The sequence below is a fragment of the Chryseobacterium amylolyticum genome (assembly GCF_051011775.1).
Lineage (GTDB): Bacteria > Bacteroidota > Bacteroidia > Flavobacteriales > Weeksellaceae > Chryseobacterium.
Map to the genome: position 1 here is coordinate 41,206 of NZ_JBPCHX010000003.1, position 25,431 is coordinate 66,636.

Annotated in this window: 24 protein-coding genes and 5 tRNA genes; 11 read left to right on the forward strand and 18 right to left on the reverse strand. The window is 38.6% G+C overall.

What is annotated here, in order from left to right; genetic code table 11:
• Positions 1 to 67 precede the first annotated feature (67 nt).
• The 9 genes from ACR1PO_RS08850 to ACR1PO_RS08890 all read left to right on the forward strand — a co-directional run bounded on the left by ACR1PO_RS08850 (position 68) and on the right by ACR1PO_RS08890 (position 11,412).
• Positions 68 to 1,321 carry an FtsW/RodA/SpoVE family cell cycle protein gene (locus ACR1PO_RS08850; RefSeq protein ID WP_332388830.1) on the forward strand — a complete coding sequence of 418 codons (1,254 nt, stop codon included), beginning with the start codon at positions 68 to 70 and terminating at the stop codon, positions 1,319 to 1,321.
• A gap of 1 nt (position 1,322) precedes the next feature.
• On the forward strand, positions 1,323 to 2,414 hold the full coding sequence (gene murG, locus ACR1PO_RS08855) for an undecaprenyldiphospho-muramoylpentapeptide beta-N-acetylglucosaminyltransferase (protein WP_433986534.1): 1,092 nt from the start codon (positions 1,323 to 1,325) through the stop codon (positions 2,412 to 2,414).
• Between the two features lie 80 nt (positions 2,415 to 2,494).
• Positions 2,495 to 3,865 (forward strand): UDP-N-acetylmuramate--L-alanine ligase, encoded by a 1,371-nt coding sequence (gene murC, locus ACR1PO_RS08860; protein ID WP_433986535.1) that lies wholly within the window; start codon positions 2,495 to 2,497, stop codon positions 3,863 to 3,865.
• An 80-nt stretch (positions 3,866 to 3,945) separates the two neighbouring features.
• Positions 3,946 to 4,914 (forward strand): cell division protein FtsQ/DivIB, encoded by a 969-nt coding sequence (locus tag ACR1PO_RS08865; protein WP_433986536.1) that lies wholly within the window; start codon positions 3,946 to 3,948, stop codon positions 4,912 to 4,914.
• Between the two features lie 83 nt (positions 4,915 to 4,997).
• Entirely contained in the window at positions 4,998 to 6,383 is a 1,386-nt protein-coding gene (ftsA, locus tag ACR1PO_RS08870) for a cell division protein FtsA (protein ID WP_433986537.1), read from the forward strand.
• A gap of 91 nt (positions 6,384 to 6,474) precedes the next feature.
• Complete coding sequence (gene ftsZ / locus ACR1PO_RS08875) at positions 6,475 to 8,382, forward strand: cell division protein FtsZ (RefSeq protein ID WP_433986538.1); 1,908 nt, start codon at positions 6,475 to 6,477, stop codon at positions 8,380 to 8,382.
• Between the two features lie 96 nt (positions 8,383 to 8,478).
• On the forward strand, positions 8,479 to 8,925 hold the full coding sequence (locus ACR1PO_RS08880) for a GatB/YqeY domain-containing protein (protein ID WP_332388825.1): 447 nt from the start codon (positions 8,479 to 8,481) through the stop codon (positions 8,923 to 8,925).
• Positions 8,926 to 9,381: 456 nt separating this feature from the next.
• Positions 9,382 to 9,792 (forward strand): BrxA/BrxB family bacilliredoxin, encoded by a 411-nt coding sequence (locus tag ACR1PO_RS08885; RefSeq protein ID WP_002981903.1) that lies wholly within the window; start codon positions 9,382 to 9,384, stop codon positions 9,790 to 9,792.
• A 105-nt stretch (positions 9,793 to 9,897) separates the two neighbouring features.
• On the forward strand, positions 9,898 to 11,412 hold the full coding sequence (locus ACR1PO_RS08890) for a GH3 auxin-responsive promoter family protein (protein ID WP_332388824.1): 1,515 nt from the start codon (positions 9,898 to 9,900) through the stop codon (positions 11,410 to 11,412).
• A gap of 66 nt (positions 11,413 to 11,478) precedes the next feature.
• Here the strand turns inward: ACR1PO_RS08890 and ACR1PO_RS08895 are convergent, their stop codons facing one another.
• The 13 genes from ACR1PO_RS08895 to ACR1PO_RS08955 form a co-directional block, all read right to left on the reverse strand.
• The gene (locus tag ACR1PO_RS08895) at positions 11,479 to 11,889 is read right to left on the reverse strand and encodes a hypothetical protein (protein ID WP_332388823.1); all 411 of its coding nucleotides are present in this window, start codon (positions 11,887 to 11,889) and stop codon (positions 11,479 to 11,481) included.
• 29 nt (positions 11,890 to 11,918) lie between these two features.
• Positions 11,919 to 12,281: a hypothetical protein gene (locus ACR1PO_RS08900; RefSeq protein ID WP_433986539.1), complete on the reverse strand. Its 363-nt coding sequence runs from the start codon at positions 12,279 to 12,281 to the stop codon at positions 11,919 to 11,921.
• Positions 12,282 to 12,285: 4 nt separating this feature from the next.
• On the reverse strand, positions 12,286 to 13,257 hold the full coding sequence (locus ACR1PO_RS08905; protein WP_433986540.1) for an endonuclease/exonuclease/phosphatase family protein: 972 nt from the start codon (positions 13,255 to 13,257) through the stop codon (positions 12,286 to 12,288).
• Positions 13,258 to 13,331: 74 nt separating this feature from the next.
• Positions 13,332 to 14,321 (reverse strand): endonuclease/exonuclease/phosphatase family protein, encoded by a 990-nt coding sequence (locus ACR1PO_RS08910; RefSeq protein ID WP_433986541.1) that lies wholly within the window; start codon positions 14,319 to 14,321, stop codon positions 13,332 to 13,334.
• A gap of 9 nt (positions 14,322 to 14,330) precedes the next feature.
• Entirely contained in the window at positions 14,331 to 15,059 is a 729-nt protein-coding gene (locus tag ACR1PO_RS08915) for a rhomboid family intramembrane serine protease (protein ID WP_433986542.1), read from the reverse strand.
• 5 nt (positions 15,060 to 15,064) lie between these two features.
• The gene (gene mutL / locus ACR1PO_RS08920) at positions 15,065 to 16,858 is read right to left on the reverse strand and encodes a DNA mismatch repair endonuclease MutL (RefSeq protein ID WP_433986543.1); all 1,794 of its coding nucleotides are present in this window, start codon (positions 16,856 to 16,858) and stop codon (positions 15,065 to 15,067) included.
• A 317-nt stretch (positions 16,859 to 17,175) separates the two neighbouring features.
• The gene (locus ACR1PO_RS08925; RefSeq protein WP_433986544.1) at positions 17,176 to 18,003 is read right to left on the reverse strand and encodes a YoaK family protein; all 828 of its coding nucleotides are present in this window, start codon (positions 18,001 to 18,003) and stop codon (positions 17,176 to 17,178) included.
• Positions 18,004 to 18,037: 34 nt separating this feature from the next.
• Complete coding sequence (locus ACR1PO_RS08930; RefSeq protein ID WP_332388817.1) at positions 18,038 to 18,532, reverse strand: hypothetical protein; 495 nt, start codon at positions 18,530 to 18,532, stop codon at positions 18,038 to 18,040.
• 221 nt (positions 18,533 to 18,753) lie between these two features.
• Positions 18,754 to 20,166, reverse strand: coding sequence for a sensor histidine kinase (locus tag ACR1PO_RS08935; RefSeq protein ID WP_433986545.1), 1,413 nt, complete (start codon positions 20,164 to 20,166; stop codon positions 18,754 to 18,756).
• A gap of 3 nt (positions 20,167 to 20,169) precedes the next feature.
• Positions 20,170 to 20,877, reverse strand: coding sequence for a response regulator transcription factor (locus ACR1PO_RS08940; RefSeq protein WP_332388814.1), 708 nt, complete (start codon positions 20,875 to 20,877; stop codon positions 20,170 to 20,172).
• Between the two features lie 140 nt (positions 20,878 to 21,017).
• Positions 21,018 to 21,503, reverse strand: a complete 486-nt coding sequence (locus ACR1PO_RS08945) for a GNAT family N-acetyltransferase (RefSeq protein WP_433986546.1) — start codon at positions 21,501 to 21,503, stop codon at positions 21,018 to 21,020.
• Between the two features lie 14 nt (positions 21,504 to 21,517).
• Positions 21,518 to 22,933, reverse strand: a complete 1,416-nt coding sequence (locus tag ACR1PO_RS08950) for an aminotransferase-like domain-containing protein (RefSeq protein ID WP_433986547.1) — start codon at positions 22,931 to 22,933, stop codon at positions 21,518 to 21,520.
• Positions 22,934 to 22,976: 43 nt separating this feature from the next.
• Positions 22,977 to 23,342 (reverse strand): hypothetical protein, encoded by a 366-nt coding sequence (locus ACR1PO_RS08955; RefSeq protein WP_332388810.1) that lies wholly within the window; start codon positions 23,340 to 23,342, stop codon positions 22,977 to 22,979.
• Positions 23,343 to 23,548: 206 nt separating this feature from the next.
• On the opposite strand from ACR1PO_RS08955, the gene ACR1PO_RS08960 reads away from it, so the two are divergent.
• Positions 23,549 to 24,166, forward strand: coding sequence for a helix-turn-helix domain-containing protein (locus ACR1PO_RS08960; protein ID WP_433986548.1), 618 nt, complete (start codon positions 23,549 to 23,551; stop codon positions 24,164 to 24,166).
• 83 nt (positions 24,167 to 24,249) lie between these two features.
• Here ACR1PO_RS08960 and ACR1PO_RS08965 read toward each other — a convergent pair.
• From ACR1PO_RS08965 to ACR1PO_RS08985, 5 genes are all read right to left on the reverse strand, one after another.
• Positions 24,250 to 24,333 (reverse strand) — tRNA-Leu (locus ACR1PO_RS08965).
• A 75-nt stretch (positions 24,334 to 24,408) separates the two neighbouring features.
• A tRNA-Leu gene (locus tag ACR1PO_RS08970) sits at positions 24,409 to 24,490 on the reverse strand.
• Between the two features lie 120 nt (positions 24,491 to 24,610).
• Positions 24,611 to 24,694: transfer RNA gene (locus ACR1PO_RS08975), tRNA-Leu, on the reverse strand.
• Between the two features lie 6 nt (positions 24,695 to 24,700).
• A tRNA-Gly gene (locus ACR1PO_RS08980) sits at positions 24,701 to 24,776 on the reverse strand.
• Positions 24,777 to 24,780: 4 nt separating this feature from the next.
• A tRNA-Leu gene (locus ACR1PO_RS08985) sits at positions 24,781 to 24,862 on the reverse strand.
• Between the two features lie 179 nt (positions 24,863 to 25,041).
• On the opposite strand from ACR1PO_RS08985, the gene ACR1PO_RS08990 reads away from it, so the two are divergent.
• Positions 25,042 to 25,419 (forward strand): DUF3127 domain-containing protein, encoded by a 378-nt coding sequence (locus ACR1PO_RS08990; RefSeq protein ID WP_041461994.1) that lies wholly within the window; start codon positions 25,042 to 25,044, stop codon positions 25,417 to 25,419.
• The last annotated feature ends 12 nt before the right edge of the window (positions 25,420 to 25,431 follow it).

Genomic DNA, 25,431 nt, shown 5'->3' on the forward strand with positions numbered 1-25,431 from the left:
TGTAAAAGTATTAATGTATTAACGTATTAATGATCATCAATTTCATCAATACATTTTACATCAGTACATGAATACAATAATTATGGACGAACAGAACACAGAAAGCAGATTTGAATTTCTAAAGGGCGATAAAGTACTTTGGATGGTCATCCTTGTGATCTCCATCTTCTCTATTTTCCCTGTATACTCTGCGAGTTCAAATCTCGAATACATTGTTAATAACGGAACCACAACAGGCCACGTTATCAAACATATGTTCTTTGTAGTCTTAGGTTTAGGTATTATGAGACTGGTAGGAACCGTAAAATATGAATACATCGGAAAGCTCAGCAGCATCCTGCTCGGCCTGATGATTGTCCTATTAGTGGTTACGATGTTTACAGGACAGACCATTGACGGAGCCAGTGCTTCCAGATGGCTGAAAATTCCCGGAACACCGATCTCCTTCCAGCCTTCATCATTTGCTTTTTTAATGTTAATTATCTATCTGTGCAGATATTTAACCAAAAAAATTACAAGAGAAAGGCTTCCGATAGAGAATATAATGTATATCTTCGGCCCTATCCTGCTTGTTTTTGTTTTAGTAGCTAAAGATAACGGTTCCACGGCGTTAATGATTTTAATGGTTTCTGTGATTGTTCTTGTGATAGGACAGCTTCACTGGAAATACATTGCAGGATTTATTTCCGCATCATTTGTAGCCATCGTATTCTTTCTTCTGATTGCTCTGAACACTAATCTGATCGGAGGCAACCGTGTCCACACATGGATGAGCCGTATTGAAACATTTACATCCAGCAAAGCCAAAACAGCCGATGTGGATGATGAAAGCATAAAAGCGAAAAATTACCAGGTAATGCAGGCCAAAGCAGCCATCGTACATGGCGGAATTACCGGAATGGGACCAGGAAAAAGTGCATTGAAACAAATGCTTCCGCAATCTGCTTCCGACTTTATTTTCGCGGTTATTGTAGAAGAATATGGAGTTATCGGTGCAGCTTTTCTGATCAGCTTGTACCTCATTATGATAATAAGGATCGTCATGATTGCCAGCAAGATGCCGGCATTTTTCGGATCGTTGCTCGTGCTCAGTCTCGGGGTAATGATCTTTATTCAGCTATCGGTAAACATAGCTGTTGCGGTAAATCTGATCCCTGTAACAGGACAGCCGCTGCCATTGATCAGTTATGGGGGAACCTCAATGCTGGTAACCTATTTACAGTTAGGTATTATTTTAAATATAAGCTCAAGGATCCAGATTTATGACGAAGAAGGAATGGGCAAAAAACAAAGTATAGCAGAAATAAACGATATCGCTTAAAATGGACAAAAAATTAAGAATATTATTATCGGGCGGAGGAACCGGAGGACATATCTTCCCGGCCATCGCTATTGCTGATGAGATCAGAAAAAGATTTCCTGATGCAGAGTTTTTGTTCATTGGTGCCAACGGGAAAATGGAAATGGAAAAAGTTCCTCAGGCAGGCTATAAAATTGAGGGAATTGATATTGCCGGAATCAATAGAGGAAATCTGCTGTCCAACCTGGGACTCCCTTTCAAGATTTTGAAAAGCTTGTCCAAATCTAAAAGGATTATCAAAAACTTCGCTCCTGACTTTGCTGTAGGAACAGGAGGGTTTGCCAGCGGCCCCGCTCTTTATGAAGCCAGTAAAATGGGAATTCCGATTTTCATTCAGGAACAGAATGCCCACGCAGGGGTTACCAATAAAATCCTCAGCAAGAAAGCTAAAGCGGTCTTCACGGCTTATCCGAAAGTAGACGGCTTTCCCACAGAGAAAATAAAATTTCTGGGAAATCCGATTCGTTCAGCTATTATTTCAGGAATGCAGGAAACCGCTCAGGCAAAAGAGAAAATGGGACTGGATAAAGACAAACTTACCATTCTTTCAGTAGGAGGTTCTTTAGGATCCAGAACATTGAATAATGCCTGGAAAAATAACCTTGAAAATCTGAAAGAAAAAGGGTATCAGTTAATTTGGCAAACAGGAAAGCTGGATTACAACGAATTGTCAACCAGTCTTCAGCTTCCGGCTTCAATTCATTTGAAAGAATTTATTAAAGACATGGAACTGGCTTATTCTGCAGCTGATATCATCGTTTCCAGAGCCGGAGCTATTGCCATTTCAGAGCTGGCTGTAGCACAGAAACCGGTACTTTTGGTGCCTTTCCCTTTTGCCGCGGAAGACCATCAAACCAAAAATGCCATGAATCTGGTAGAAAAGAACGCGGCCAGAATGGTAAAAGACCCTGAAATGCAGGAAAAGTTCTGGAATACATTATCAGAAATCTGCGAAAATGAAAATATAAGAAAAGAAATGTCTGACAATCTGAAATATTTTGCCAAGCCAAATGCGGCAAAAGAGATTGTGGATGAAATATTTAATAAACTGTAAAAAGTACCATTGTAAAATGTATGAATGACAAAAAACTCATGAATACATTATACATGAATACAATAATACAAAACAAGAGAATGAACATTTTACAAACATATCAGACTTTTTACTTCGTCGGGATCGGAGGGATCGGAATGAGCGCACTGGCACGTTATTTCAACGCTTCCGGGAAAAAAGTATTGGGATATGATAAAACCAATACCAAACTTACCCGGAACCTGATGAATGAAGGCATTGATATTGTTTTTGAAGACCTCATTGATGAAAGGATAGCTTCCCTTCAGAAAGAAGATACATTGGTGATCTATACTCCGGCCATCAAAACACTTGGCATATTGGATTACTTCAACCAAAATCAGTTTGAAGTTTTAAAAAGAGCCAAAGTCCTGGGATTAATTACAGAAAATACAGACTGTATTGCCATTGCAGGAACCCACGGGAAGACAACAACGTCTACCCTTGTTGCTCATTTATGCAAAGAAGCAAACCTTCCTTTCTCATGTTTTTTAGGGGGCATTTCTGAAAACTTTAAATCCAACTTCCTGTACAATGGTTCTACTTATTCTGTAGTTGAAGCCGACGAATATGACAGAAGCTTCCTGAACCTTTCTCCGGACTGGGCAGTGGTTACCTCTACAGACGCCGACCACCTGGATATCTATGGAGATAAGAACCACATTGAAGAAGGATTCAGACAGTTTGCCGCTTTAGTCCCTCAGGATAAACAGCTTTTTGTAAGAAAAGGATTGGAAATCGGCAGAGGACATCAGACTTATGCAGTCAATGAGCCTGCAGATTATTACTCAGACAACCTGCGTATGGATCATGATAAAATTTATTTTGATTTCCATACCCCAACTGAAACAGTAAAAGATTTTGTCTGGGAAATTCCGGGAATTCATAATGTGGAAAATGCTACTGCAGCACTGGCTATTCTGCATAATTTAGGCGCAGATTTTGATACGCTGAAAAAAGCAATTGCCAATTTTAAGGGAATTAAAAGAAGATATACCAAACATATTTATCAGAACGGTAAAATTTATATTGATGATTATGCTCACCATCCTACAGAAATCAATGCTGTAATGAGCTCAATCAGAACATTTTATCCTGATAAAAAACTTCTGGTAGCCTTCCAGCCTCATCTTTTCAGCAGAACACGAGATTTCGCAGACGGCTTTGCGGAAAGCTTAAGCAAGGCAGATGAACTTATCCTTCTTGATATTTATCCTGCAAGAGAACTGCAGGAAAATTTTGAAGGAATTACTTCAGACTGGCTGTTGGAAAAAGTAACATTAGATAAAAAAGAGGTATCGGCTTTATCCGATGCTTTTGAAAAAATAAAAGAAAAAGATTTTGATATCCTCCTTACGGTAGGGGCAGGAAATATAGACACCCTGTATGATCCTATTTGTGAATGGATAAGTGCTGTACAAAGTACAATGTAAGATGTACAATGTATTGCGGTGAAAAAATAATTAAGAAAAATATATAAGGTACACTGTACTTTTTACATTGTACAAAAAATATGAAAAATAAATACAGAATATTAAAAATTGTTGTCACTGTAATTATCTTAGGATTTTTACTGAGCTTCTCATTGAGGAGATTCAGCCGTGAGCAGATTACGGACAATAAGATTTCTGTAAAGATGAGCGAAAAAACGCCGGTGTATTTTGTGGATGAAAAAGACATCAGGGAGATTGTAAAAAAAGAAAACCCGTCAGGAAAAGTTGGAGATCTTAATATCCCTGCTTTAGAAAAAAAGATCAACTCTTTACCGGCAGTAGACAGTGCCAATGTTTATCTGAACCTGAACGGAAAACTGAACCTGGATATCAAACAGAGAGTCCCGGTTTTCAGATTGAATAAAGATGGAAAAGACTTTTATGTGGATGAAAAAGGTGTTGAATTCCCGATCTCAAGAACCTATTCGCATCCTTGTATGCTGGTCACAGGAAATGTACAGCCGGATGAATATGAAAAGCTGGCGGAGCTGGTAGAAAAGATTGACAAAGATGATTTCAGCAAGAAATATTTTATCGGAATCTCAAAAAATAAAGACAGCTACAGCCTGCTTACAAGTGAAGGGAACTACAGAGTAGAAATCGGAGATCTTGATAATATTGATTTTAAAGTAAAAGGATTCAAAACCTTTGTGGAGAAATACCTGGTATATCAGGATCCTCAGAAGTACAGCATGGTTTCTGTGAAATACCAGAATCAGATTGTCACCACTTTAAACCCGTATTTTAAAGAAAATGACAGTATTTTAAAAGCAGGAAAAATGGAACTGGCAAAAGCGCCTACCGCAGCTGCAGCCAAAAAGACGGAGGTTAAGCCCAAAACAACGGAATCAAAAAAAGCCAGCTCAAACACGGCAAAACCGCAAGAGAGTACAAAACCGAAAAACCATACAAAAGAAACGAAAAAAGCAGAAAAAAAGCCCCCCGTCAAGGCACAGACCAAGTCTAAGCCAAAAGTAAAAATAGAATAAATCCGAAAGGACATTTATACACAAATAGGAGAATATCCTTATAGAAAAAAAGGGAAAAGTAGAAAAAATCAAATCGATATAAAATGGAAAATCAAGAGTATTCAGTAGGTCTGGACATCGGGACAACGAAGATAGTCGCGATTGTCGGAAGAAGGAATGCACACGGGAAAATAGAAGTTCTCGGTGTAGGAAAAGCTAAAAGTCTTGGTGTTCATAAAGGTATTGTGAATAATATTTCGCAGACCATTAATTCAATCAAGGCTGCAGTATCCGAAGCACAATCCAGTGCCGGAGTTCCTATCCGCAAAGTCACGGTAGGTATTGCAGGAAAACACATCCGTTCTCTGCAGCACTCCGATTATATTATGCGTGAACATCCTGATAAATTTATTACAGACGACGACATCGAAGCATTAAAAGATCAGGTAAAAAAGCTGGTTATGCTTCCCGGAGAAGAAATTATCCACGTACTTCCTCAAGAATATAAAGTGGATTCCGAGGGGGAGATTCAGGAACCTGTCGGAATGCATGGTAAGCGTTTAGAAGCCAACTTCCACGTTGTAGTGGGCCAGATGGGTAGCATCAGAAACATTGCAAGATGCGTTCGTGAAGCCGGATTAGAAATGGAAGCCCTTACTTTAGAACCATTGGCCTCTTCAGAAGCTGTCCTTACAAAAGAAGAAAAAGAAGCCGGTGTGGCGATTGTTGACATTGGTGGTGGTACAACCGATATCGCGATCTTCAAAGATAATATCATCCGTCATACCTGCGTGATTCCATACGGAGGCGGAATTATTACCGAAGATATCAAAGAAGGCTGCTCCATCATAGAGAAACATGCAGAACAACTGAAAGTAAAATTTGGTTCGGCTGTTCCCGAATTGGAAAAAGACAGTACTTTTGTAACAATTCCGGGGCTTCACGGAAGACCGGACAAAGAAATTTCTTTAAAAACGCTTGCCCAGATCATCAATGCAAGAGTAGAAGAAGTTCTTGAAATGGTAAATACCGAGTTGAAAGCATATGGCGCTTTTGAACAAAAGAAAAAGCTTATTGCAGGAATCGTGCTTACCGGCGGGGGTTCAAATTTAAAACACCTTCGTCAGCTGGCCAATTATACTACAGGTTTTGACAGCAGAATCGGTTTTGCGAATGAATATATCGCCAACGATAAAAATCAGTATCTGAAAGGCCCTGAATTTGCTACATCTATCGGATTGCTGATGGAAAGCTTGAAGATCAGGGACAAAAAGCAGAGTATTGATGAAGTAACAGAAGTTGTCACTGAACAGCCAAAACCGGAAGTTGCTGCAGCACAGACAGAAACCGTTCAACCTGTTCAGCAGGCCGCTCCGGTCATGGAGCAGCATTCTGTTGAAAATGAAAGACAGGAGAACAGAAAAGCGAAATTAACCTTCGGGCAGTCGCTGATGGAAAAAGTAAAAAAATTCTTTGAAGAAGTAGAGTAAATTATAAATGATGAGTGATAAGCGATAAACGATCTTTTCCTTATTCATTATCATTAATCAATGACCAATTATAATTGTAAAAAGTATAGTTATGGAAAATATAGGTTCACAAGGATTTTCATTTGATTTACCAAAAGGAAATTCATCCATTATAAAAGTAATCGGTGTAGGGGGTGGCGGAAACAACGCTCTGAAGCACATGTACGAGAAAGGTATTCACGGCGTTGATTTCGTGATCTGTAATACAGATGCCCAGACTTTAGATAATAACCCGGTAGCCAATAAAGTTCAGCTGGGAACTTCTATCACAGAAGGTCTTGGAGCAGGTGCCGATCCTGAAGTTGGTGAGAAATCAGCCATTGAAAGTATTGAAGATATCAAAGCCGCTATGGGCCAGAACACAAAAATGGTGTTCATCACTGCCGGAATGGGTGGTGGTACAGGTACCGGAGCTGCTCCTGTCATTGCTAAAGTAGCAAAAGACATGGGAATTCTGACGGTAGGTATTGTTACCGTCCCTTTCAGTTTTGAAGGAAAAAGAAGATTGGAGCAGGCAGAAAACGGGCTTGATAAACTAAGAAACAATGTTGACTCGCTGATCGTGATCAACAATGATAAACTGAGACAGCAGTTCGGAAATCTTGGATTCAAGCAGGGATTCTCAAAAGCCGATGAAGTATTAACCAATGCTGCAAAAGGGATGGCAGAAGTTATTACAGGTTACTTTGATGTAAACATTGACTTCAGAGATGCTAAATCTGTACTTCAGAATTCAGGTACGGCATTGATGTCTACAGGGATTGCTTCAGGTGAAAATAAAGCGGAAGAAGCAGTAAGAAAGGCATTAGACTCTCCATTGCTGAACGACAATAAGATCACAGGAGCGAAAAACGTTCTTTTATTGATCAGAAGCGGTGCTGAAGAAGTTACCATGGATGAAATCGGTGTGATCATGGACCATATCCAGAAAGAGGCCGGGAATACCGCGGATATTATTTTCGGGGTAGGTGCTGATGAAGAATTGGGAGATGCGGTAAGCGTCCTTGTTATTGCTACAGGATTCTCTAACGATAATAAAAAATTTGCTGGTCCTACAGAGAAAATCAGAATCAGTCTTAATGACAGTTTCGAAGCTCCGAAAAATTCTCCTTTCAAAACAAGAGAAGAAAGAGAATCTGCAACAGAAACGACACACGATTTTGGAGGAAAAAACCTTTTCAGGCTGGATGACGAAGACCACGACATCTCTTTCAATGTGAAGTCTACTGAAAAAAAAATGATCATTGAAGAAGAACAGCCAAGAACTGAAATAAAATTCTTTGATAAAGAAGAAGATACGGTCAATACTCCTGAACAGAACTGGAGAAATGAAGAAGGCGGAGAAGAAGAATACAGCTTATTTTCCATTGATGAGGAGCATGATGATCCTAACGATCTTGAGATCCAGTCTTTCTCATTTGATTTTGAAAATAAAAAAGATGAGCCACAATCCGGAGCTCCCCTTACAAGCTCTTTTTCAGAGGAAAAACCTGTTGAATTCAGTTTCTTTGTAAATGAGCCTGTCAGAAACGAACCGAATACGGATTTCGGACAGCCAAAAGCAGAATTTAATGCCCCAACAAACGCTGCTGTAGCTGAACCAGCTCAAAAGATTGAAACATTCTATCAGAAACAGGAAGAGCCTAAGGCTGAAACAAGACCAGCTTTTGAAAACAAAACTGAAACTCCGAAAACTGAAGAATCAGAATTCACTTTTGTGAATAAAACGATCGATCAGGAAAGAGTTATCGAAAGAAGAAATAAATTAAAAGAATTCAACTCCCGCTATCAAAGCTTTGACAGCACCAGTGAATTTGAATCTGTTCCTGCTTTCAAAAGAAAAAATATTTCGATCGACGGAAACAACGCATCGGACCAGAATATCAATACATACCTGTCTGATAACAACGGTTCCATGCAGATCAGAGAAAACAGGTTCTTAAATAAAGATGTAGACTAATTAATATATAACAATGTAGAAATGTACCGATGTAACAGTATGTATTAATCAATCATTGGTAAACTGCTACATTGATACATTGTTAAATTTGAAACCATGAGTTTAGAAAATACAATAAACGAAGCTATAAAAACAGCAATGAGAGCTAAAGACAAAGTGGCTTTAGATTCTCTGCGTGCTGTAAAATCTCAGATATTACTGCTTAAAACTGAGGCTGTAGGGGCTGAAGTAACAGCAGAACAGGAAATTGCTATTCTCCAGAGAATGGTAAAACAACGTAAGGATTCTTATGACCAGTTTACGGCACAGGGAAGAAATGACCTTGCTGAAGTAGAAGATGCTCAAATGAAAGTTATTGAGCAGTTTTTACCAAAACAGCTTTCTGCTGAGGAGCTGGAAACAGAAATGAAAAACATTATTTCTGAAACCGGAGCTGAATCTGTTAAAGATTTAGGGAAGGTAATGGGAGTGGCGTCAAAAACGCTAGCCGGAAAATCTGACGGAAAAAGTATTTCCGAGATGGCTAAAAAGCTCCTTTCTTAAACCGTGATCTGCGCGTTTGATTCAGAGTCATTCTGAAACCAAACAGCACAGTTCACACCATAACTATAGGATATACAACCTTTGCATATCGATTTGATTAAAGAAGCCCTGAACTGTTCGGTTCAGGGCTTCATTTCTTTGGATATTAAAGTTTATCAGTCAGTTGGATTCTAAACTGAAAAAAGCGTCAAAATACTACCATATTTCAGACAGTGTTTAAGTTGTTGATTGCTTGAGGGAAAGCTTGTAAATGTTTTTTCACGGTCGTTTGTTTTTCAGAATCATTTCAAATTTAATAATAATATTTCATTATTCCTAATCTTAATTCACTTTTTTTTGAATATTATTACATTATTAATATTCTATTAATTTTATATGACTAAACGATTGATAGTTTTTATATATTGAACAAACGCAAAGAATTGCTTAACTTTGTACAGATAAAAAACAAAATATATGTATCCAACAGATTTAGTAATGCCTATGAAGGCAGAGCTTACAGATAAAGGTTTCCAGGATTTAACAACTCCGGCTCAGGTAGAAGAAGCTTTGAAGCAATCCGGAACCACATTATTGGTAATCAACTCCGTATGTGGCTGTGCGGCAGGTGCGGCAAGACCAGGAGTAGTATACTCTTTAACAGGAGATAAAAAACCAGATCATTTAACAACCGTATTCGCAGGATATGATACTGAGGCGGTGGTAGAAGCAAGAAAACACCTTGCACCATTCCCTCCAAGTTCTCCATGTGTAGCGCTTTTCAAAGATGGTGAATTGGTTCACATGCTGGAAAGACACCACATTGAAGGAAACCCTGCAGGTGCTATTGCTGCTAACCTTCAGGCTGCATACGATGAGTACTGCTAACAAACAATCAACTAAATATCAAACCGTTACAAATTTTGTAACGGTTTTTTTATTTAATCACGTAAAAAATTTTCTGAAAATTCAAATATCATTATATTTGTTGGAATGGCAACCAAAGCACTTTTCAACACCGTAGTCAACTGGTTTATCCGTCAAAGGATTGATCAGATACAGAATTTCATGGACCATCCCATTGAAACACAAAAAGGGATACTCTTCTCCCAGCTGTTTCATGCAGAGGACACGGAATATGGTAAATTATACGGATTCAATTCTATATCAAGCTATCAGGATTTTAAAAATAAAGTTCCCATTGTCACTTATGAGGAAATGGAGCCTTATATTGAAAAAGCAAGACAAGGGCATAAGGACGTAAGCTGGCCAGGCCTCATCAAGCATTTTGCCAAATCATCCGGCACTACCAATGCCAGGAGCAAGTTTATCCCTATCTCTGCTGAAAGCCTTGAGTACTGCCACATGAAGGCAGGAAAGGACATGGTTTCCATGTATGCCAACAATCATCCGGAAAACCAGCTTTTTAACTATAAAAATTTACGTTTAGGCGGCAGCTCTGAACTGTATGCAGATTTCAACACCAAATTTGGAGATTTATCGGCTATTTTAATTGATAACCTTCCGTTCTGGGTAGAGATTACCACAACTCCCAGCAAGAAGGTTTCTCTGATGGGAGAATGGGAAAGTAAGCTGAAAGCAATCACTTCTGAGGTAAAAAATGAGGACGTTGGAAGTATCCTTGGCGTACCAAGCTGGATGATGGTTCTTTTGCAAAGAGTACTGAAGGAAACCAATGTAGGAAGCATTTCCGAGCTATGGCCTAATCTGGAGGTGTTTTTTCACGGTGGAATCAGCTTTAAGCCCTACAGAGAGCAATACAGACAGATCATCGGAAAAAACATCAATTACTACGAAATTTACAATGCTTCCGAAGGGTTCTTTGGGATCCAGGACAGATCAGACAGTGATGAGATGCTTCTGATGCTGGATTATGGTATATTTTATGAATTTATCCCGATGGACCAGTTCCATTTTTCAAATCCAAAGGTCGTAAGCCTGGAAGATGTGGAAGTAGGGAAAAATTATGCCATGGTCATTACAACCAACGGAGGGCTCTGGAGATACCTGATTGGTGACACTGTTGTCTTTACCTCAACCAATCCTTTCAGAATAAAAATAACAGGAAGAACAAAGCACTACATCAATGCTTTTGGCGAGGAACTCATGATTACCAATGTAGAATCTGCTCTTTCCAAAGCCTGTGAAGCTACAGGTGCACAAATCACCGATTTCACAGGAGCTCCTGTCTTTATGAAAGGAAATGAAGGCGGTGCCCACGAGTGGATCTTTGAATTCAGCCAGCATCCGGATAATCTGGACAACTTTATAGATGCTTTCGACAAACATCTGAAAGCTATTAATTCAGATTATGAGGCAAAAAGGTACAATAACATGACTTTGAAAAGGCCTATTGTACATATCGCCAAAGAAAACCTTTTCTATCAGTGGCTGGAGGCTAAAGGAAAGCTTGGCGGCCAGAATAAGGTGCCGAGACTGAGCAATGACAGAGAATATATCGATCCGTTGCTGGAGATGAATAAATAAGCGAGTCCTGACTCTCATTGCATATTAAAAAGCCGTAATTCTGTTGAACTACGGCTTTTTTATTATTTATTTGCTTAGATCTTGCTGCACTTTTTTGGCAGCTTCCTCAACTTTCGAAGCTCCTTTTTTGGCAGCTTCTTTTGCATCTTTTCCTACTTTATCAGCTTCAGCTTTAATGTCCTGACCGGCTTTGTTAAGATCCTGTTTTGTCTTGTCTGCAGTAGCATCAATTTTATCTTTCGCCTTTTGAGCAGCTTCGTCAATTTTATTCCCAGCTGCATCTACTTTAGTCTTTACATCTTCTTTAGCATTGTTAATCTTTGCTGTATCCACAACGTTCGGTGTTTCTGTAGTGGTAGTGGTTGTAGTAGTAACTGATCCGTCAGGATTTTCTACCTGTTCCGTTTTTGTTGTTGATTTTGTACATGCTACCGTGAATACTGAGATCACTACTGCAGCGAAAATTTGTTTTTTCATATTATTTATTTGTTTAATGTTTTTTGAATTTATTCTGATTTAGTTTCCTGGGCAGCCGGTTTTTCCGCTACCTTCTGCTTCTTTTCTGTTTCTGCCTTTTTCTTTTCCTCCTCCAGCTTTGCTTTATTTTCTTTTTCCAGCTCGGCTTTAATTTTATTTTCTTCGTCCTGAAGTTTTTTAGCCTGTTTTACCGAATCAATATACTGGGGAGAAGACATCCTTATTTTGCGTGCAATATCCACTGAAACAGCACCCGTAGAAAAGGAGTCAACAGCAGTAGTATCATAACTTATTTTAACATCCTGCTCGGCCCCGAATCCCGGTGATTCTTTCTTGGAGCAGGCAGTAAAAAAGAGGGCAAAAATAAAAATTGCAGCCGGTAAATTTTTCATGGAACTAATTTAACAGAAATTCTGCAATTACAGGATAATGATCCGATAATTTCACAGACTGATCTACTTTATAGCTCAGCGGAATGATTGATTTCGAACTGAAAATATAATCAATTCTCAAAGGTACTTTATAATCATGGAAACTGCTTGCACTACCCTTTCCGGCTACCAAGAATGCGTCCTGAAGGTCTTTGCCAAGGTTATAATATTCATATGAATTGGGAACTGAATTAAAATCTCCTGCCAGAATAACAGGATACGGCGACAAGTCAACCATTTTTCTGATTCTTTTCACCTGATCTTCATGAGCCTGGAATGTAGGAGTCATATGAGAAAGTAATGTTGAAACATTTCCCAGCCCTAATGCATCCAGTTTTGTAAACATCGATTTATTAAGTCTGAAGGGCTCAAGGTACACATTAATAATTCTGACTACTTTTCCATTGATATCTATATCAGCGTAGAATGAATTTCCACGCGCTTTCTCATCAATTAATTCTGCCTGTCTTACAATTTTATGCTTTGTTTTAAGAATGACTGACGGATACTTTATAAGATCACGTTTTATAACACGGTTTGTATCTTTTTCCTGCACAAGAATAATATCGGCATCCTGCGCCTTGATATAGTCTTTTACTTTATCCCAGCCATATTCTCCGTATTTCACATTAAAAGTTAATACCTTGATATCCCGTATTGTTTTTAAATTCTCTGTTTTTGGGGAAAAGTTGATCCATCTTCTGATAGGGTTATAGAAGATAAGTGTACCTAAAGCAAAAGCTATTGCAATTTTTTCTTTTTTAAAGATCCAGATCAGGGTAAGCATCACATGGGCAAGAATCAGATAAGGAAAACCAAGAGACAGAAGATTCAGATTGCCCAGAATATTGGGTGGAATCCATGCATTCCCCAATGTGCATAAGAGCAAAACAGCAACAACGATATGTATAAATAGTAATATCTGATTCGACTTCATGAAAAAAAGGTCTTGGTACGGTTTTCTTTCAACAAAAATCCTACCAAGCATAAAAATTTTAACTATTTTTATGATTATTTGCTTTCCGAAGAAAATTTTACCATGACAGGATAATGATCTGAAATACTTACAGAACGGTCAACTTTGTAAGATATTGCCTTTAAAGATTTTGAAGAAAAAATATAGTCGATTCTGATAGGAAATTTATAGTCATGAAAGCTTGTTGCACTTCCTTTTCCGGCCGTTAAAAACGTATCTTCAAGCCCGTCTGATAAATGGTAATATTCATAAGAATTAGGTACAGAATTGAAATCACCTGCAAGAATAACAGGGTAAGGTGAATTTTCAATAGCTTCATGAATCAGATCAATTTGTTCCTGATGCTTTTTAAAGGTGGGAATCAGCCTTTTAATAACATCTTTTATTTTTTGTTCGTTGGTATCGGTATTTCCATTAAGTTTCACCATCTCTTTGTCAAAGCGAAAAGGGTTGAGATAGACGTCAATGAACCTATAGGTCCTGCCATTAATTTCTATATCAGCCAGCAAACCGGGAATTCTTACCCCTTCATCCTTTGGATCTATAATCTGCTGCTTAATGATTTTATGTCTGGTCAGAATGGTTAAGCCTCCTCCGGGATTGGCTTTCTGATAACCTTCAAACTGATATTCATTACCTACATCCTCCTGCAGAAGAAAAACATCTGCATCCTGAGATTTCAGGTAGGGTGCAATTTCTTTGTTTCCTCTGCTGCCTGCCCTTGTATTGAAAGAAACAACCTTTATCTCCGGTGTTCCTTTCTGATCAGAATAATTAACCCATCTTTTTACGGGATTTATAAATGCCAAGCCGGCAAACATAAATACAAACGCTCTTTTTTTCCAGCTGAATACCCAGAATACGGTCAGAATGAGATACAAGATAATAAGTACCGGAAACCCTAAAGAAAGCAGATTAAACCACGGAAACATCTTTGGCGGTACATAGGCATTCAACAAGGTACCCAACAATAGAAATAAAATTCCCAGGTGGATAATCAATACTATGAGTCGGAAAATCTTCACAACATTATTTTAATTGAACCGGTACAGGTGTTTTTTCCAGTTGAGAGCCAAGAGCCATCCTACCAGAGCACCCCCTACGTGAGCCAGATGGGCAATGCCTCCGCCGTTTCCTGAAACCCCAAGATATATTGAAATCACAACAATAATAGGTAACAGATATTTTACTTTTATAGGAACAGGAATAAACATGATTCCAATTTTTGCATCCGGATATAATGTGGCAAAAGCGGCTACTACTCCGAAAATTGCTCCGGAAGCGCCTACCATTGGTGTAGCAACAATAGCTTTTAAGCTTTCCAGTAATTCTTTCTGTTTAAGAACAGAGCTCGTATTTCCTGCAAATTCAACACTTGCTCCGGACAAATAAGCATTCACATTGAACCCTAGCTGTTCCAGTTCACGGGAAAGTTGTTGAACCTCAACAAAATTCCATGCATTAAAAAGAAAAAATGCACCTAAGCCACTTGCAAAATATAAAAGCAAATATTTTTTGTCTCCTAATGTCTGTTCCAGAATTGGCCCAAAACTAAAGAGTGTCATCATATTGAATAAAATATGCATGATACTTCCATGCATGAACATATGGGTAATAATCTGCCATGAATGGAAAAATGGTGAGAAAGGATAAAAGCCCGCAAGGTAGCCAATCATCTGGTTTCCTATGAAGTAAGTCAAAATAAATATTACAACATTGATGATAATAATATTCCTTGTAATGGGCGGTATATTGTTAAACATAATTTTTAAAATTTGTTTTTAAAGTCATTAAACGGAACTTCATAAAAGCATCTTTTGCCATCCGGTAAAAATTCCGGGAAGCCTAATGCTGTAAAATCTTTGATAAGCTGTTCCGCATCTTTTTTATAAATAAAATCAAATCTTGACTTCGACTGCATTTTATTCCATTGGTTGTGGTAATACTGCATGAATTCCTCTTCTGTCTTGTATTCCAGGATCTCAAAAAGGTTTTCCAGGAACTTCATCGCCTGGGTTTCCTTTAACCCTTCAGGAAGTGAATCTATACGAAGTACACTTTCATGAGCAATTTTCATGTCAAACCCTAATTCCGGAAGATATTTTTTAATCGCATTGTATTTTGTCTTCTCAATCTCATTCATATGATACTCCAGAGAGAAAAGAAGGGCGTGGCTGTTTGTGCTTGATTTTCTGACAGATTTATTGCTTTCAGATACCAATAGCCTGTGCATTCTTCCAAGATCAAGCATAAGTGTCACATCTCCTTTGTTAAAAAGCCAATAGCCGTTTGGAAGCCTCATAAGGTCTTCATCAAAATCTTCATCTTCAAATAAATTGATTTTTGAAGGTTCTGCTGTAATATTCTGATGGTACATTTCCGTAAGGTTCTGGATTTCTTCCGGATGTACTACATTTTTTTCTTCCAGGAACGGATTATAATCTTTATCTACAATAATTTCAGGCATTTTAATAACGCCGCTGCTTCCGCCGCTGTTGCTTTTGCTGGGAATCGGTTTATTCATCATTTCATCCAGTTCCGGGTCTCTGTCGAAATCAAGACTTGGAGAAACATTGTAAATTCCCAGGGATCTTTTGATGGTTGAACGGAGCAAAGCAAAGATGAGATGCTCATCTTCAAACTTCACTTCTGTTTTCTGCGGATGGATGTTTACATCAATTTTTTCCGGATCCAGCTCCAGGAAAAGGAAAAACGAAGGTACATATCCGGGCTGCAGAAGTCCTTCAAAAGCCTCCTGTACCGCTTTATTAAAGTACGGACTTCTGAAATATCTTCCATTGACAAAAAGGAATTGCTCACCCCTTGCTTTCTTGGCACCTTCAGGCTTGGCAACAAATCCATGAAGCTTACACCAGATAATATCTTCTTTAATAGGAATCAGTAGCGGCTGAAGCTTTCTGCCGAAAACATCTACAATACGCTGCATCTGGCTTCCTTTTCTGAGCCTGAAAACAGCTTCATCATCATGGAAAAGGGAAAACTCCAGATTCTCATGAGCCAATGCAACCCGCTGAAATTCATCAATGACGTGTCTGAATTCAATATTGTTATTTTTCAAAAACTTCCTTCTTGCAGGAACGTTGTAGAAAAGATTTTTCACTAAAAAATTTGATCCGTCTGCTGTCTGAACAGGATCCTGAAACTGGAAAACTCCTCCTTCGATATAAATATTGGTTCCAATGGAAGTATCTTTCTGTTTTGTTCTCAGCTCCACCTGTGAAACCGCTGCAATAGAGGCCAGCGCTTCACCCCGGAATCCTTTTGTGGCAATCCTGAAGATATCTTCTGTTCCTTTGATTTTGGAAGTTGCATGTCTTTCAAAAGCCATACGGGCATCTGTCTCAGACATTCCTTTTCCATCATCTACCACCTGAATAAGGTTTTTCCCGGCATCTCTGATGATCAGTTCAATTTTCGTTGCATCTGCATCAATAGCGTTTTCCAAAAGTTCCTTCACGATGGATGCAGGCCTCTGCACCACCTCTCCTGCTGCAATCTGGTTGGCTACATGATCCGGTAAAAGCTGAATAATATCTGACATAAAAACGTAAATCAACTTACAAAAATAGTCAATGAAAACGGGAATTAAAATACCAAAAACGTGATTTAATATTTAATTATCAACATTTTTCCCTATTTATCCCCAACTGATTTTTTTAATGTTTGTAATGAAGGGCGTTAGCAAGTTCATTGATTTGATTCCATAATTTTTATTTGAACAACCATAAAAAACAGGACAAAAAACAATCAAATTATAGATATTGAAGTTAATTTTTAAGAAAAATGCCCCTATTCTATGATAAAATAAGGGCACTTACAGCTAGTTTATACAAAAAATTAATAGTGTGTTTTTATATTTTAATCCTCAAAGACAAGTTTTCTTTTCTTCTCTTTTTTAGGAGCTCCATGGATTTTCTCATACAGGTAGGCAAAAATATTGGGCTTTCTGTAGATCCTGTTGTATCTGTATTTTGTATTGAAGTGACGGATGTGAATTTTATAGGCATCATAACCGATCACAATCAGCAGACATATACTGATCACATAAAACACCCTGAATTCCAGATAGTAATAGGTAAGCCCCGAGAATACAGCTCCCATGACATAGGCAAGCATAATACTCATCAGAAGTTTAGCCCTGCCGATCAGCTCACCGTTTTTTCTGTATTTTTTCTGTGTAAACATTGATACCAGGATTCCCAGGTCGGTGGTTGTTCCGGTAAGGTGGGTGGTTTTCACAGAGAAATTAGAAATACTTGCCGTCAAACCGTTTTGCAGTCCGGTTGCAAAAAGCATCAGTGCTACCAGATATTCTGTTTCCTCTAAGGTTTTATGATAATAAAACTGCCCGTATACCCCTACAAAAAGCAAGCATATGATTTCCAGCACAATCGGCATGGCATGAGCAAAATATTTGCTTTTCTTATTAAAATTGATGACAATAAAGTTGGATACAAAGCTTCCAAAGAAGAACAGGAAGATCCATGCTCCCACTACAGCTACCTGGGTCCAGTTCCCTTTACTGATCTCTGCTGCCAGAATAGCATAGTGTCCCGTTACATTCGATGTAAAAGAGAGAAATATCAACAGGGAAGCAATATTTATAGTACCTGCGGTGAAGGCAGTCAGCGTCCCCAACCTGATATTGTCTCCCAGTGTCCTGCTGTTACTATAATTTCTTAACATTTTTATTTTTTTTAAATTGTGTTTACTGTTACTTTTAGACTTCTACGAAGATCTCTGCCAGCCTGCCTCTTTCCGGGAGCCTTTCTCTTGCTTCAATGGTAATTTCATGAGACTGAAGCTCTTTGCATTTTCTGATGTAAGGAATCAGGTCAAATTTTCCATTCCCCTTGCTTCTTATAGATGGAGAATAATAAGCCTCTTCAATATTTTCAGCCTTTACATATTGGTTGAATGTTCTCTGGAAGCTCCCTGTAAAAATGTCACAGATGATTTTATTAATCAGATGGGGGTATTTATTACTGATGATTCCATAGGCATCGCAGAACTCTTTCGGCCTTATTTTATTGAAAACCGATGTTTTGGTGCTGAATAAAAGTTCCCTGATAGAATCTCCGGAATCATATCCTGAAGTCAGAAGAATATTATACCGGTTCTGATCTTCTGCTGCATCTTTCTCTTTAAGTACCTTTTTCAATATATTCAATGACTCAAGAGAATAATCTGTTGCAATTAAAATTGTTTTAGCCATGTTCTTTATTATTTTGTATTGTGTTTATCTTTTTTGATGATACAAAACTAGAACGATGGTATTAGAAGATCTTTGGAACGGAATTAAAATGTGATTAAAGAGATTAAAATGAGATTAGAAAATTGTTAAGAGGAGTTAATATGGCGAAAAAGTGAAATAGCAAAAAGATAAAAGAGCCTTTCGCAAATTTGCCGTTTGCGATTTTACCTATTGTTTCCGGCTTACCCTTTAACTTCTTCTTCTTTCTGCATACTATAGAAATTAGGGAAGCGCATCTGTACGGTTGTTCCCTGATTTTCGTGTGAACTGACGATCAGTTCGCCGTGATGCATTCTCACAATATTTCTGGCCAGCGGAAGCCCGATGCCGTAACCTTCGTAGTTGTTCGTATTGGATGCTCTGAAGAACGGATCATAGATTTTATTCATTTCTTCCTCAGGGATTCCGATACCATTGTCTTTTACAATGATATAAACATCGGTATTGGTGGCTCCCAAAGAAACTTTAACCTGCTGGAAATTAGAATATTTACAGCCATTGCTGATGATATTAGCTACTGCAAGATGTAATAGCTGCTCGTTTCCCTGGACCTTCAGTTTTTTCGGATTATCAGGAAGCATGCTGATGTCCAGATAGATATTATTTCTGGAATCAATTCTTCGCAGGGTTTCAATAACGTCCCAAAGCAGCTGGTCAATTCTTACCTTATCCATTTTCTGGATCTTTCCGTCGAATCCGGTTTGGGCAATCATTAGCAAAGCTTTGATCTTTTTATCGAGCTTTTCGGCTTCGTCCAGAATAATTCCGAGGGTTTCTTTGTATTCATCGGCTGTTCTGCTGATCGATAGCGCAACATCTGCTTCTCCCATAATAGAAGTAAGAGGTGTTCTCAGCTCGTGGGAAACATTTCCAATGAGGTGATTTTGGGTTTCAAAGGAAGTTTCAATACGGTTGAGCATATCATTGAAGGTATCTACCAGCTCATTAAGCTCTTTATTATCAGGTTGTGATTCCAGTCTTAAATGAAGATTTTCAGAACTTATTTCCTTTACCTTTCCTGTGATTTTTAAGATAGGTCTGAATAAGGTTTTAGACAGATAAAAAGAAAAGATCATACTGAAGAACAGGGAAAGTACGATACACGTAATCAGTGTTCTTTTCAGAAACCCGAGATAATAGACAACATAGTGATTTTTTGCAGAAGCTATCGCTATATAATCCTTATCATCATACCTGAAACTCTGCCCGATGTAGTAAAATTCTTTGTCATTATAATTGGATTCACCTTCTTTAATGATATTTTTAAAGAAATAGTCCGGAATATGAACTTCCTGGGATATTTTTTTGAAATTGGAATCGGTGGGAACCGCAAAAACATAGTCTTTTTCCATCGGAAGCTCCTCATCATTCAGGCTGTTGAGAATATAATTTTCCGGAAGATCGAGATGATCTTTACTTTTTTCAATCTGGACAATGGTTGCTGTCCTGATTTTCAGCAGCTCATAGAATCGCTGATGTGAAAAATTGACGATAGAAAAGTACACCAAACCACTGAACAGCAAAATGATGGCTGTAAAAACCAACATTAAAAGCACCATCGTTTTGGTTTGATTTGTAATGACTTTATTAAACATTCATTATGCTTTTTTCAATACATAGCCCATTCCTATCACGGTATGAATCAGTTTATTATCTTCCTGATTGTCCAGCTTTTTTCTTAAATAGTTGACGTACACATCCACTACATTGGTGCCCAGCTCATAGTTTACTCCCCATACCGCATCAAGAATCTCAGCTCTGGAAATTACTTTTTCAGGGTTATTTAAAAAATACAGCAGTAATTTATATTCTGTGGAAGTAAGTGAAATCTCTTCGCCTCCGCGTGTTACTTTCTTCGTATAATCATTCACTGTCAGATCCGAAAACTGAAATACATGTTCGTTATCCGGCTCCGGTTCAGCGGTTTCCTGTGGACCGTTGTTGTTGCTTCTCCTCAGCAAAGACTTCACGCGCGCTACCAGCTCAATAAATTTGAAAGGTTTTACCAGATAGTCATCTCCGCCGCTTTCCAGCCCCAGAACTATATTTTCAGAAGTCCCCAAAGCGGTCAGAAACAGAATAGGAACACTCTGATTGGTTTTTCTTATCTCTTTACACACATCCAGTCCGTTCATTTCCGGAAGCATGATGTCTAAAATGACCAGGTCAAAATCGTTAGCCTGCACCAGCTGCACTCCTGTACGGCCGTCAAAAGCTACAGAAATTTCATATCCGTTTTCCTGAAGTCCTTTTTTAATGAAAGAGACTACACTGGTCTCGTCTTCGATAAGAATAATTTTTTTCATAAATGAAATAAGGAGTTTTACAAAAATAGGGAAATTTTCCTCGGATAGACAAAAAGGTACAACCGGAAAATTTTCACCTAAAATGAGAACTCCTTACCATTAATTGTTTTAAAATCAATATTTTATCAAGAAACAATGGCTTATCTGTTAAAAACCAGCTCCATTTGAACATCTGCACGATCATATCCGGCATTGCTAACAGGAGTATGGATAAAGCCCAGTTTTTCATAGAGTTTAATTGCCGGAACAAGTATAGAATTCGTTACTAAAAAGACTTTTTCTGCATGTAATTCTCCCGCTTTTTCCACCAAAGTTTTCCCCAGCAGATATCCAAGCTTTTTCCCTTGGGCCTTTGGACTCACCGCCATCTTTGACAGCTCAAAAGTAAGGGGATAATCCTGGGTTTTTACTAATGCGCAGGTTCCTACAGGCTCATCATTTAACAAAGCAAAAACAATATGTCCTCCTTTATTCAAAATATGCTCTTCAGGATTGTCCAGCAGTTTATAATCACCGGCTTCCATGACAAAGAATGTTTTAATCCATTCTTCATTTAAAGCTTTGAAAGCTTCTTTATATTCAGGTTTATACGCTACGATTTTTACTTCATTATTGTTATCATTCATCGCTGTAATGTTTATTAAATTCTGTTTTTTATCATTTTACCCAGCTTCTCAAGATCGCTTTCCACTCTGTCGGTCCATTCCAAAGCGTAATTCAGCCGCATGCAGTTCTGGTATTGATTATATTGTGAAAACATTCTTCCCGGAGCAAAGTTTATTTTCTGCTCAAAAGCCACATCATAAAGGTCTTCGGTACAAATTCTTTTGTCCAGTTCCAGCCACAGCATAAAGCCTCCTTTAGGTTCTGAGATTTTAGTATTGTCAGGGAAGTATTCGGCTACCGATTTCTGGATCTGAAGATAATTGGCATACAGCTTTTTCCGGAACATTCTCAAATGATGGTCATACCTTCCATGGGCCAGAAAATCCGCAATTACATCTGAGAATAGCGACGGGCTGGAAACCGTCTGAACCAGCTTCTGACGGATAATTTTTTCTTTAAATTTTCCCGGGGCCACCCATCCTGTCCTGAAACCGGGAGCAAGGGTCTTGGAAACCGATCCCACCCACATCACAATTCCGGCTTCATCATAAAATTTGCAGGGCTTTGGTCTTCCTGCCCCGAAATAGATGTTTCCGTAGACATCATCTTCAATAAGGGGCACATTTTGTTCAGTAAGCATTTTCACCAGTTCCTTTTTATGTTCATCAGGCATCTGGAACCCTAACGGATTATTGTAATTCACCACAAAACAACAGGCGGAAAGCTTTGGAAGCACTTTTTTTAGAGCATCCAGATCAACCCCTGTAATAGGATGGGTTGGAATTTCCACAGCCTTGAGCCCCAACAGATGGATAGCCTGCAGGATTCCAAAATATACCGGGCTTTCTACCGCTACACAATCTCCCGGTTTCGTAACCGCCATCAGACCGTGATAAACTCCATTCATCGCCCCTGAAGTAATCACCAGATCATCTTCTGTGATTTTTCCCTCCATCACAATTGACCATTTGGCAATTTCACGCCGAAGCTGCTCGCTGCCCTGCACTGATTCGTAATGGACACCGCTGTCACTTTTCCTCTTTACCACATCAATCATACATTTCTTCATCTTGGCTACCGGGAGAAGGCTCTTCCCAGGAATTCCCAACGCAAACTGTGTGACATCCGTACCGGCAATAGTTCCGAATACCTTGTCAAAAAGATCCTGAGGCGTATTCTCCCCTTCTGAATGTTTCATCTGAGCTACAGAAGGCAGGGCCAGTTTCCGTTGGGAAGACTGGCTTACATAATACCCATATTTAGGCCGTGATTCTACCAGAGAACGGCTTTCAAGCTCCATATAGGCCTGTTTTATCGTATTCAGGCTTACATTATATAGCTTTTGGGCGCTTCTCAGCGAAGGCAGCCTGTCTCCAAACTGCAGGGTTTCGCTCTTGATCTGCTCTGTGACAGAATTGGCTATTTTAAGGTACAGAACATCTTTGGACATAGAATCAGGGTTTTAAGTAAATGTACAATTTTTCCCATCTTTATTAAGGATTAAGCCAGCTGATCATACTGCTGATACTGCTTTTTAATTGTTCCGGATCCTTGAAGTTAGGTGTATTATTATTTTTAAAATATCTTTCTGCACAGGAAAAGAAGTTCCGCTTTTCAGCATCAGTCATTTTTCTTTTATCATATATTTTAAAGGAAATTTCATTCTTTTCATTTACGATGAGACTGGCAAAAGCAACTACTTCCCCTCCATTCTTAGCCAAAAGAAAAGGAAGTCCGAAATTCTTATCTGCGATCTTCAGATGCTGTGTTTCCAGAAAAATATTTTTCAGCACCAGCATGTCTGATATATAAGCTTCAACATATTGAAACTGTTTCTGATGTTGAACCATTGTTTCCATATTTTCTTCTTTAGCCAAACAAAATTATGGAGTATTTAAGTTTGGATACAGATACAGAACTATACAATATTATGGGTACAGATTTTTTAAAGGAACTTATCTTCCTTTTTTCAGAACAATTTGATTCTATCCGAAACAGCATTCATGCAAATATATTTAGCATAAGGTGTTTTGCATTTTTATATTTGCAAAAAATTTTGGACAGGATGAGCTTTTTCGGAACTAATATTAAGAAAATAAGACAGGTTAAAGGATTGAGCCAAAAGGCTTTCGCCGATCTGTTCGGTCTCAACAGGGGTGTGATAAGTTCTTATGAAGAAGGGCGTGCAGAACCTAAAATTGAAACTATACTAAAGGTTGCCGATCATTTTAATCTTACCCTTAATCAACTGCTGACTGAACCTGTCCGGGAAAAACAGCTGAAAAGTGTTTCTGATACTGATCAACATATACTTTTTCCTGAATTAATGATGCAAAGCAGCGTAGAAACAGAGAAAGCCCCTCTTTACACTTCAATATGGCAAAAAATATTAGCATCGGTTGATCTCGTTTATGAATTTACTTCTGAAAAACCTCCACTTCCTCAATATCAATCCGGTGATATTTTATTTCTGAATAAAACAGATCCGAAAACGGACTCCATTAACAATTTGCTGGTGTACACCAACAAAAATCTTCAGTATGCAACTGATCATCAGTCTATAAACAATCAGGAATATTATAAGATTGTAGGGTATGTTTCAACTGCTGAGAAAAATATTTTCACAAGCATTTTTGAAAGACTGGAAAAACTGGAAAAGAAAACGGATCTGCTCAACAACTGAGAAAGCATCAGCTTATGGACTTTGCAAAAAGTTTGAAGATTATAAAACAGAAAAGCCCTCCGTACTATCATACGGAGGGCTTGTACCCCAGACGGGACTTGAACCCGTACGTCCTTGCGGACACAGGATTTTAAGTCCTGCGTGTCTACCAATTCCACCACCAGGGCATGGTGAAGGGCGAAAAAAAAAGATTCGAACAAAAGTTCCAATCTTCCGGTAACTCCAAAGAGTTTTTCGCATAGTGCGGATGAAGGGACTCGAACCCCCACGCCTCACGGCACCAGATCCTAAGTCTGGCGTGGCTACCAATTACACCACATCCGCTGGTTTGCTGATCTGAATTTACAGATTCAGGCTATATTTCTTACAAATATAAAAATTTTATTTAAAGAACACTCTCTATTAAAACAAAAAACCCTCCGTAAGATATTACAGAGGGTCTTGTACCCCAGACGGGACTTGAACCCGTACGTCCTTGCGGACACAGGATTTTAAGTCCTGCGTGTCTACCAGTTCCACCACCAGGGCATGGTGTGGAGCGAAAAACGGGATTCGAACCCGCGACCCCAACCTTGGCAAGGTTGTGCTCTACCAGCTGAGCTATTTTCGCATAGTGCGGATGAAGGGACTCGAACCCCCACGCCTCACGGCACCAGATCCTAAGTCTGGCGTGGCTACCAATTACACCACATCCGCTGGTTTTTTTATATTGTAAGTTTTAAAGAGCTTGCTTCGTTTTTGTGAGTGCAAATATAGGACAATTTCCTTTAGTACCAAACTTTTCAGGAAAAAAAATTAAAATTTCCACATTTTTTTTTCACGGCACCTTTTATTACATTTCATTTTCTTACTTTTACAACGTTAATATTTACGATATGGAATTACAAGGAACGGTAAAGAAACTTTTTGATGCTCAAACATTTGCGAGCGGGTTTCAAAAAAGAGAAATGGTTATTTTGACCCAGGAACAGTATCCACAGCCGATAAACATAGAATTTTTATCTGATAAAATCAGTTTATTAGATAACCTTAAGGAAGGAGAAAATGTAAAAGTAGGAATCAACATCAGAGGTAGAGAATGGGTTTCTCCTCAGGGTGAGACTAAATATTTCAACTCTATTACAGGATGGAGAGTAGAGAAAGTATTTGATAATGCTTCAGAACCTACTCAGGCAATGCCTCAGCAATCTGCTTCTCCAGTTTCAAATGAGAATCCGTTTGCTGGTGATGACGATGATGATTTGCCTTTTTAATTAAAGAATAAA

What these genes read in the sequence shown, in the direction of transcription:
- ACR1PO_RS08850 (WP_332388830.1), top strand. Translation starts at nt 68, where the DNA reads ATGAATACAATAATTATGGACGAACAGAACACAGAAAGCAGATTTGAA.
- murG (WP_433986534.1), top strand. Translation starts at nt 1,323, where the DNA reads ATGGACAAAAAATTAAGAATATTATTATCGGGCGGAGGAACCGGAGGA.
- murC (WP_433986535.1), top strand. Translation starts at nt 2,495, where the DNA reads ATGAACATTTTACAAACATATCAGACTTTTTACTTCGTCGGGATCGGA.
- ACR1PO_RS08865 (WP_433986536.1), top strand. Translation starts at nt 3,946, where the DNA reads ATGAAAAATAAATACAGAATATTAAAAATTGTTGTCACTGTAATTATC.
- ftsA (WP_433986537.1), top strand. Translation starts at nt 4,998, where the DNA reads ATGGAAAATCAAGAGTATTCAGTAGGTCTGGACATCGGGACAACGAAG.
- ftsZ (WP_433986538.1), top strand. Translation starts at nt 6,475, where the DNA reads ATGGAAAATATAGGTTCACAAGGATTTTCATTTGATTTACCAAAAGGA.
- ACR1PO_RS08880 (WP_332388825.1), top strand. Translation starts at nt 8,479, where the DNA reads ATGAGTTTAGAAAATACAATAAACGAAGCTATAAAAACAGCAATGAGA.
- ACR1PO_RS08885 (WP_002981903.1), top strand. Translation starts at nt 9,382, where the DNA reads ATGTATCCAACAGATTTAGTAATGCCTATGAAGGCAGAGCTTACAGAT.
- ACR1PO_RS08890 (WP_332388824.1), top strand. Translation starts at nt 9,898, where the DNA reads ATGGCAACCAAAGCACTTTTCAACACCGTAGTCAACTGGTTTATCCGT.
- ACR1PO_RS08895 (WP_332388823.1), bottom strand. Translation starts at nt 11,889, where the DNA reads ATGAAAAAACAAATTTTCGCTGCAGTAGTGATCTCAGTATTCACGGTA.
- ACR1PO_RS08900 (WP_433986539.1), bottom strand. Translation starts at nt 12,281, where the DNA reads ATGAAAAATTTACCGGCTGCAATTTTTATTTTTGCCCTCTTTTTTACT.
- ACR1PO_RS08905 (WP_433986540.1), bottom strand. Translation starts at nt 13,257, where the DNA reads ATGAAGTCGAATCAGATATTACTATTTATACATATCGTTGTTGCTGTT.
- ACR1PO_RS08915 (WP_433986542.1), bottom strand. Translation starts at nt 15,059, where the DNA reads ATGTTTAACAATATACCGCCCATTACAAGGAATATTATTATCATCAAT.
- mutL (WP_433986543.1), bottom strand. Translation starts at nt 16,858, where the DNA reads ATGTCAGATATTATTCAGCTTTTACCGGATCATGTAGCCAACCAGATT.
- ACR1PO_RS08925 (WP_433986544.1), bottom strand. Translation starts at nt 18,003, where the DNA reads ATGTTAAGAAATTATAGTAACAGCAGGACACTGGGAGACAATATCAGG.
- ACR1PO_RS08930 (WP_332388817.1), bottom strand. Translation starts at nt 18,532, where the DNA reads ATGGCTAAAACAATTTTAATTGCAACAGATTATTCTCTTGAGTCATTG.
- ACR1PO_RS08935 (WP_433986545.1), bottom strand. Translation starts at nt 20,166, where the DNA reads ATGTTTAATAAAGTCATTACAAATCAAACCAAAACGATGGTGCTTTTA.
- ACR1PO_RS08940 (WP_332388814.1), bottom strand. Translation starts at nt 20,877, where the DNA reads ATGAAAAAAATTATTCTTATCGAAGACGAGACCAGTGTAGTCTCTTTC.
- ACR1PO_RS08945 (WP_433986546.1), bottom strand. Translation starts at nt 21,503, where the DNA reads ATGAATGATAACAATAATGAAGTAAAAATCGTAGCGTATAAACCTGAA.
- ACR1PO_RS08950 (WP_433986547.1), bottom strand. Translation starts at nt 22,933, where the DNA reads ATGTCCAAAGATGTTCTGTACCTTAAAATAGCCAATTCTGTCACAGAG.
- ACR1PO_RS08955 (WP_332388810.1), bottom strand. Translation starts at nt 23,342, where the DNA reads ATGGAAACAATGGTTCAACATCAGAAACAGTTTCAATATGTTGAAGCT.
- ACR1PO_RS08960 (WP_433986548.1), top strand. Translation starts at nt 23,549, where the DNA reads ATGAGCTTTTTCGGAACTAATATTAAGAAAATAAGACAGGTTAAAGGA.
- ACR1PO_RS08990 (WP_041461994.1), top strand. Translation starts at nt 25,042, where the DNA reads ATGGAATTACAAGGAACGGTAAAGAAACTTTTTGATGCTCAAACATTT.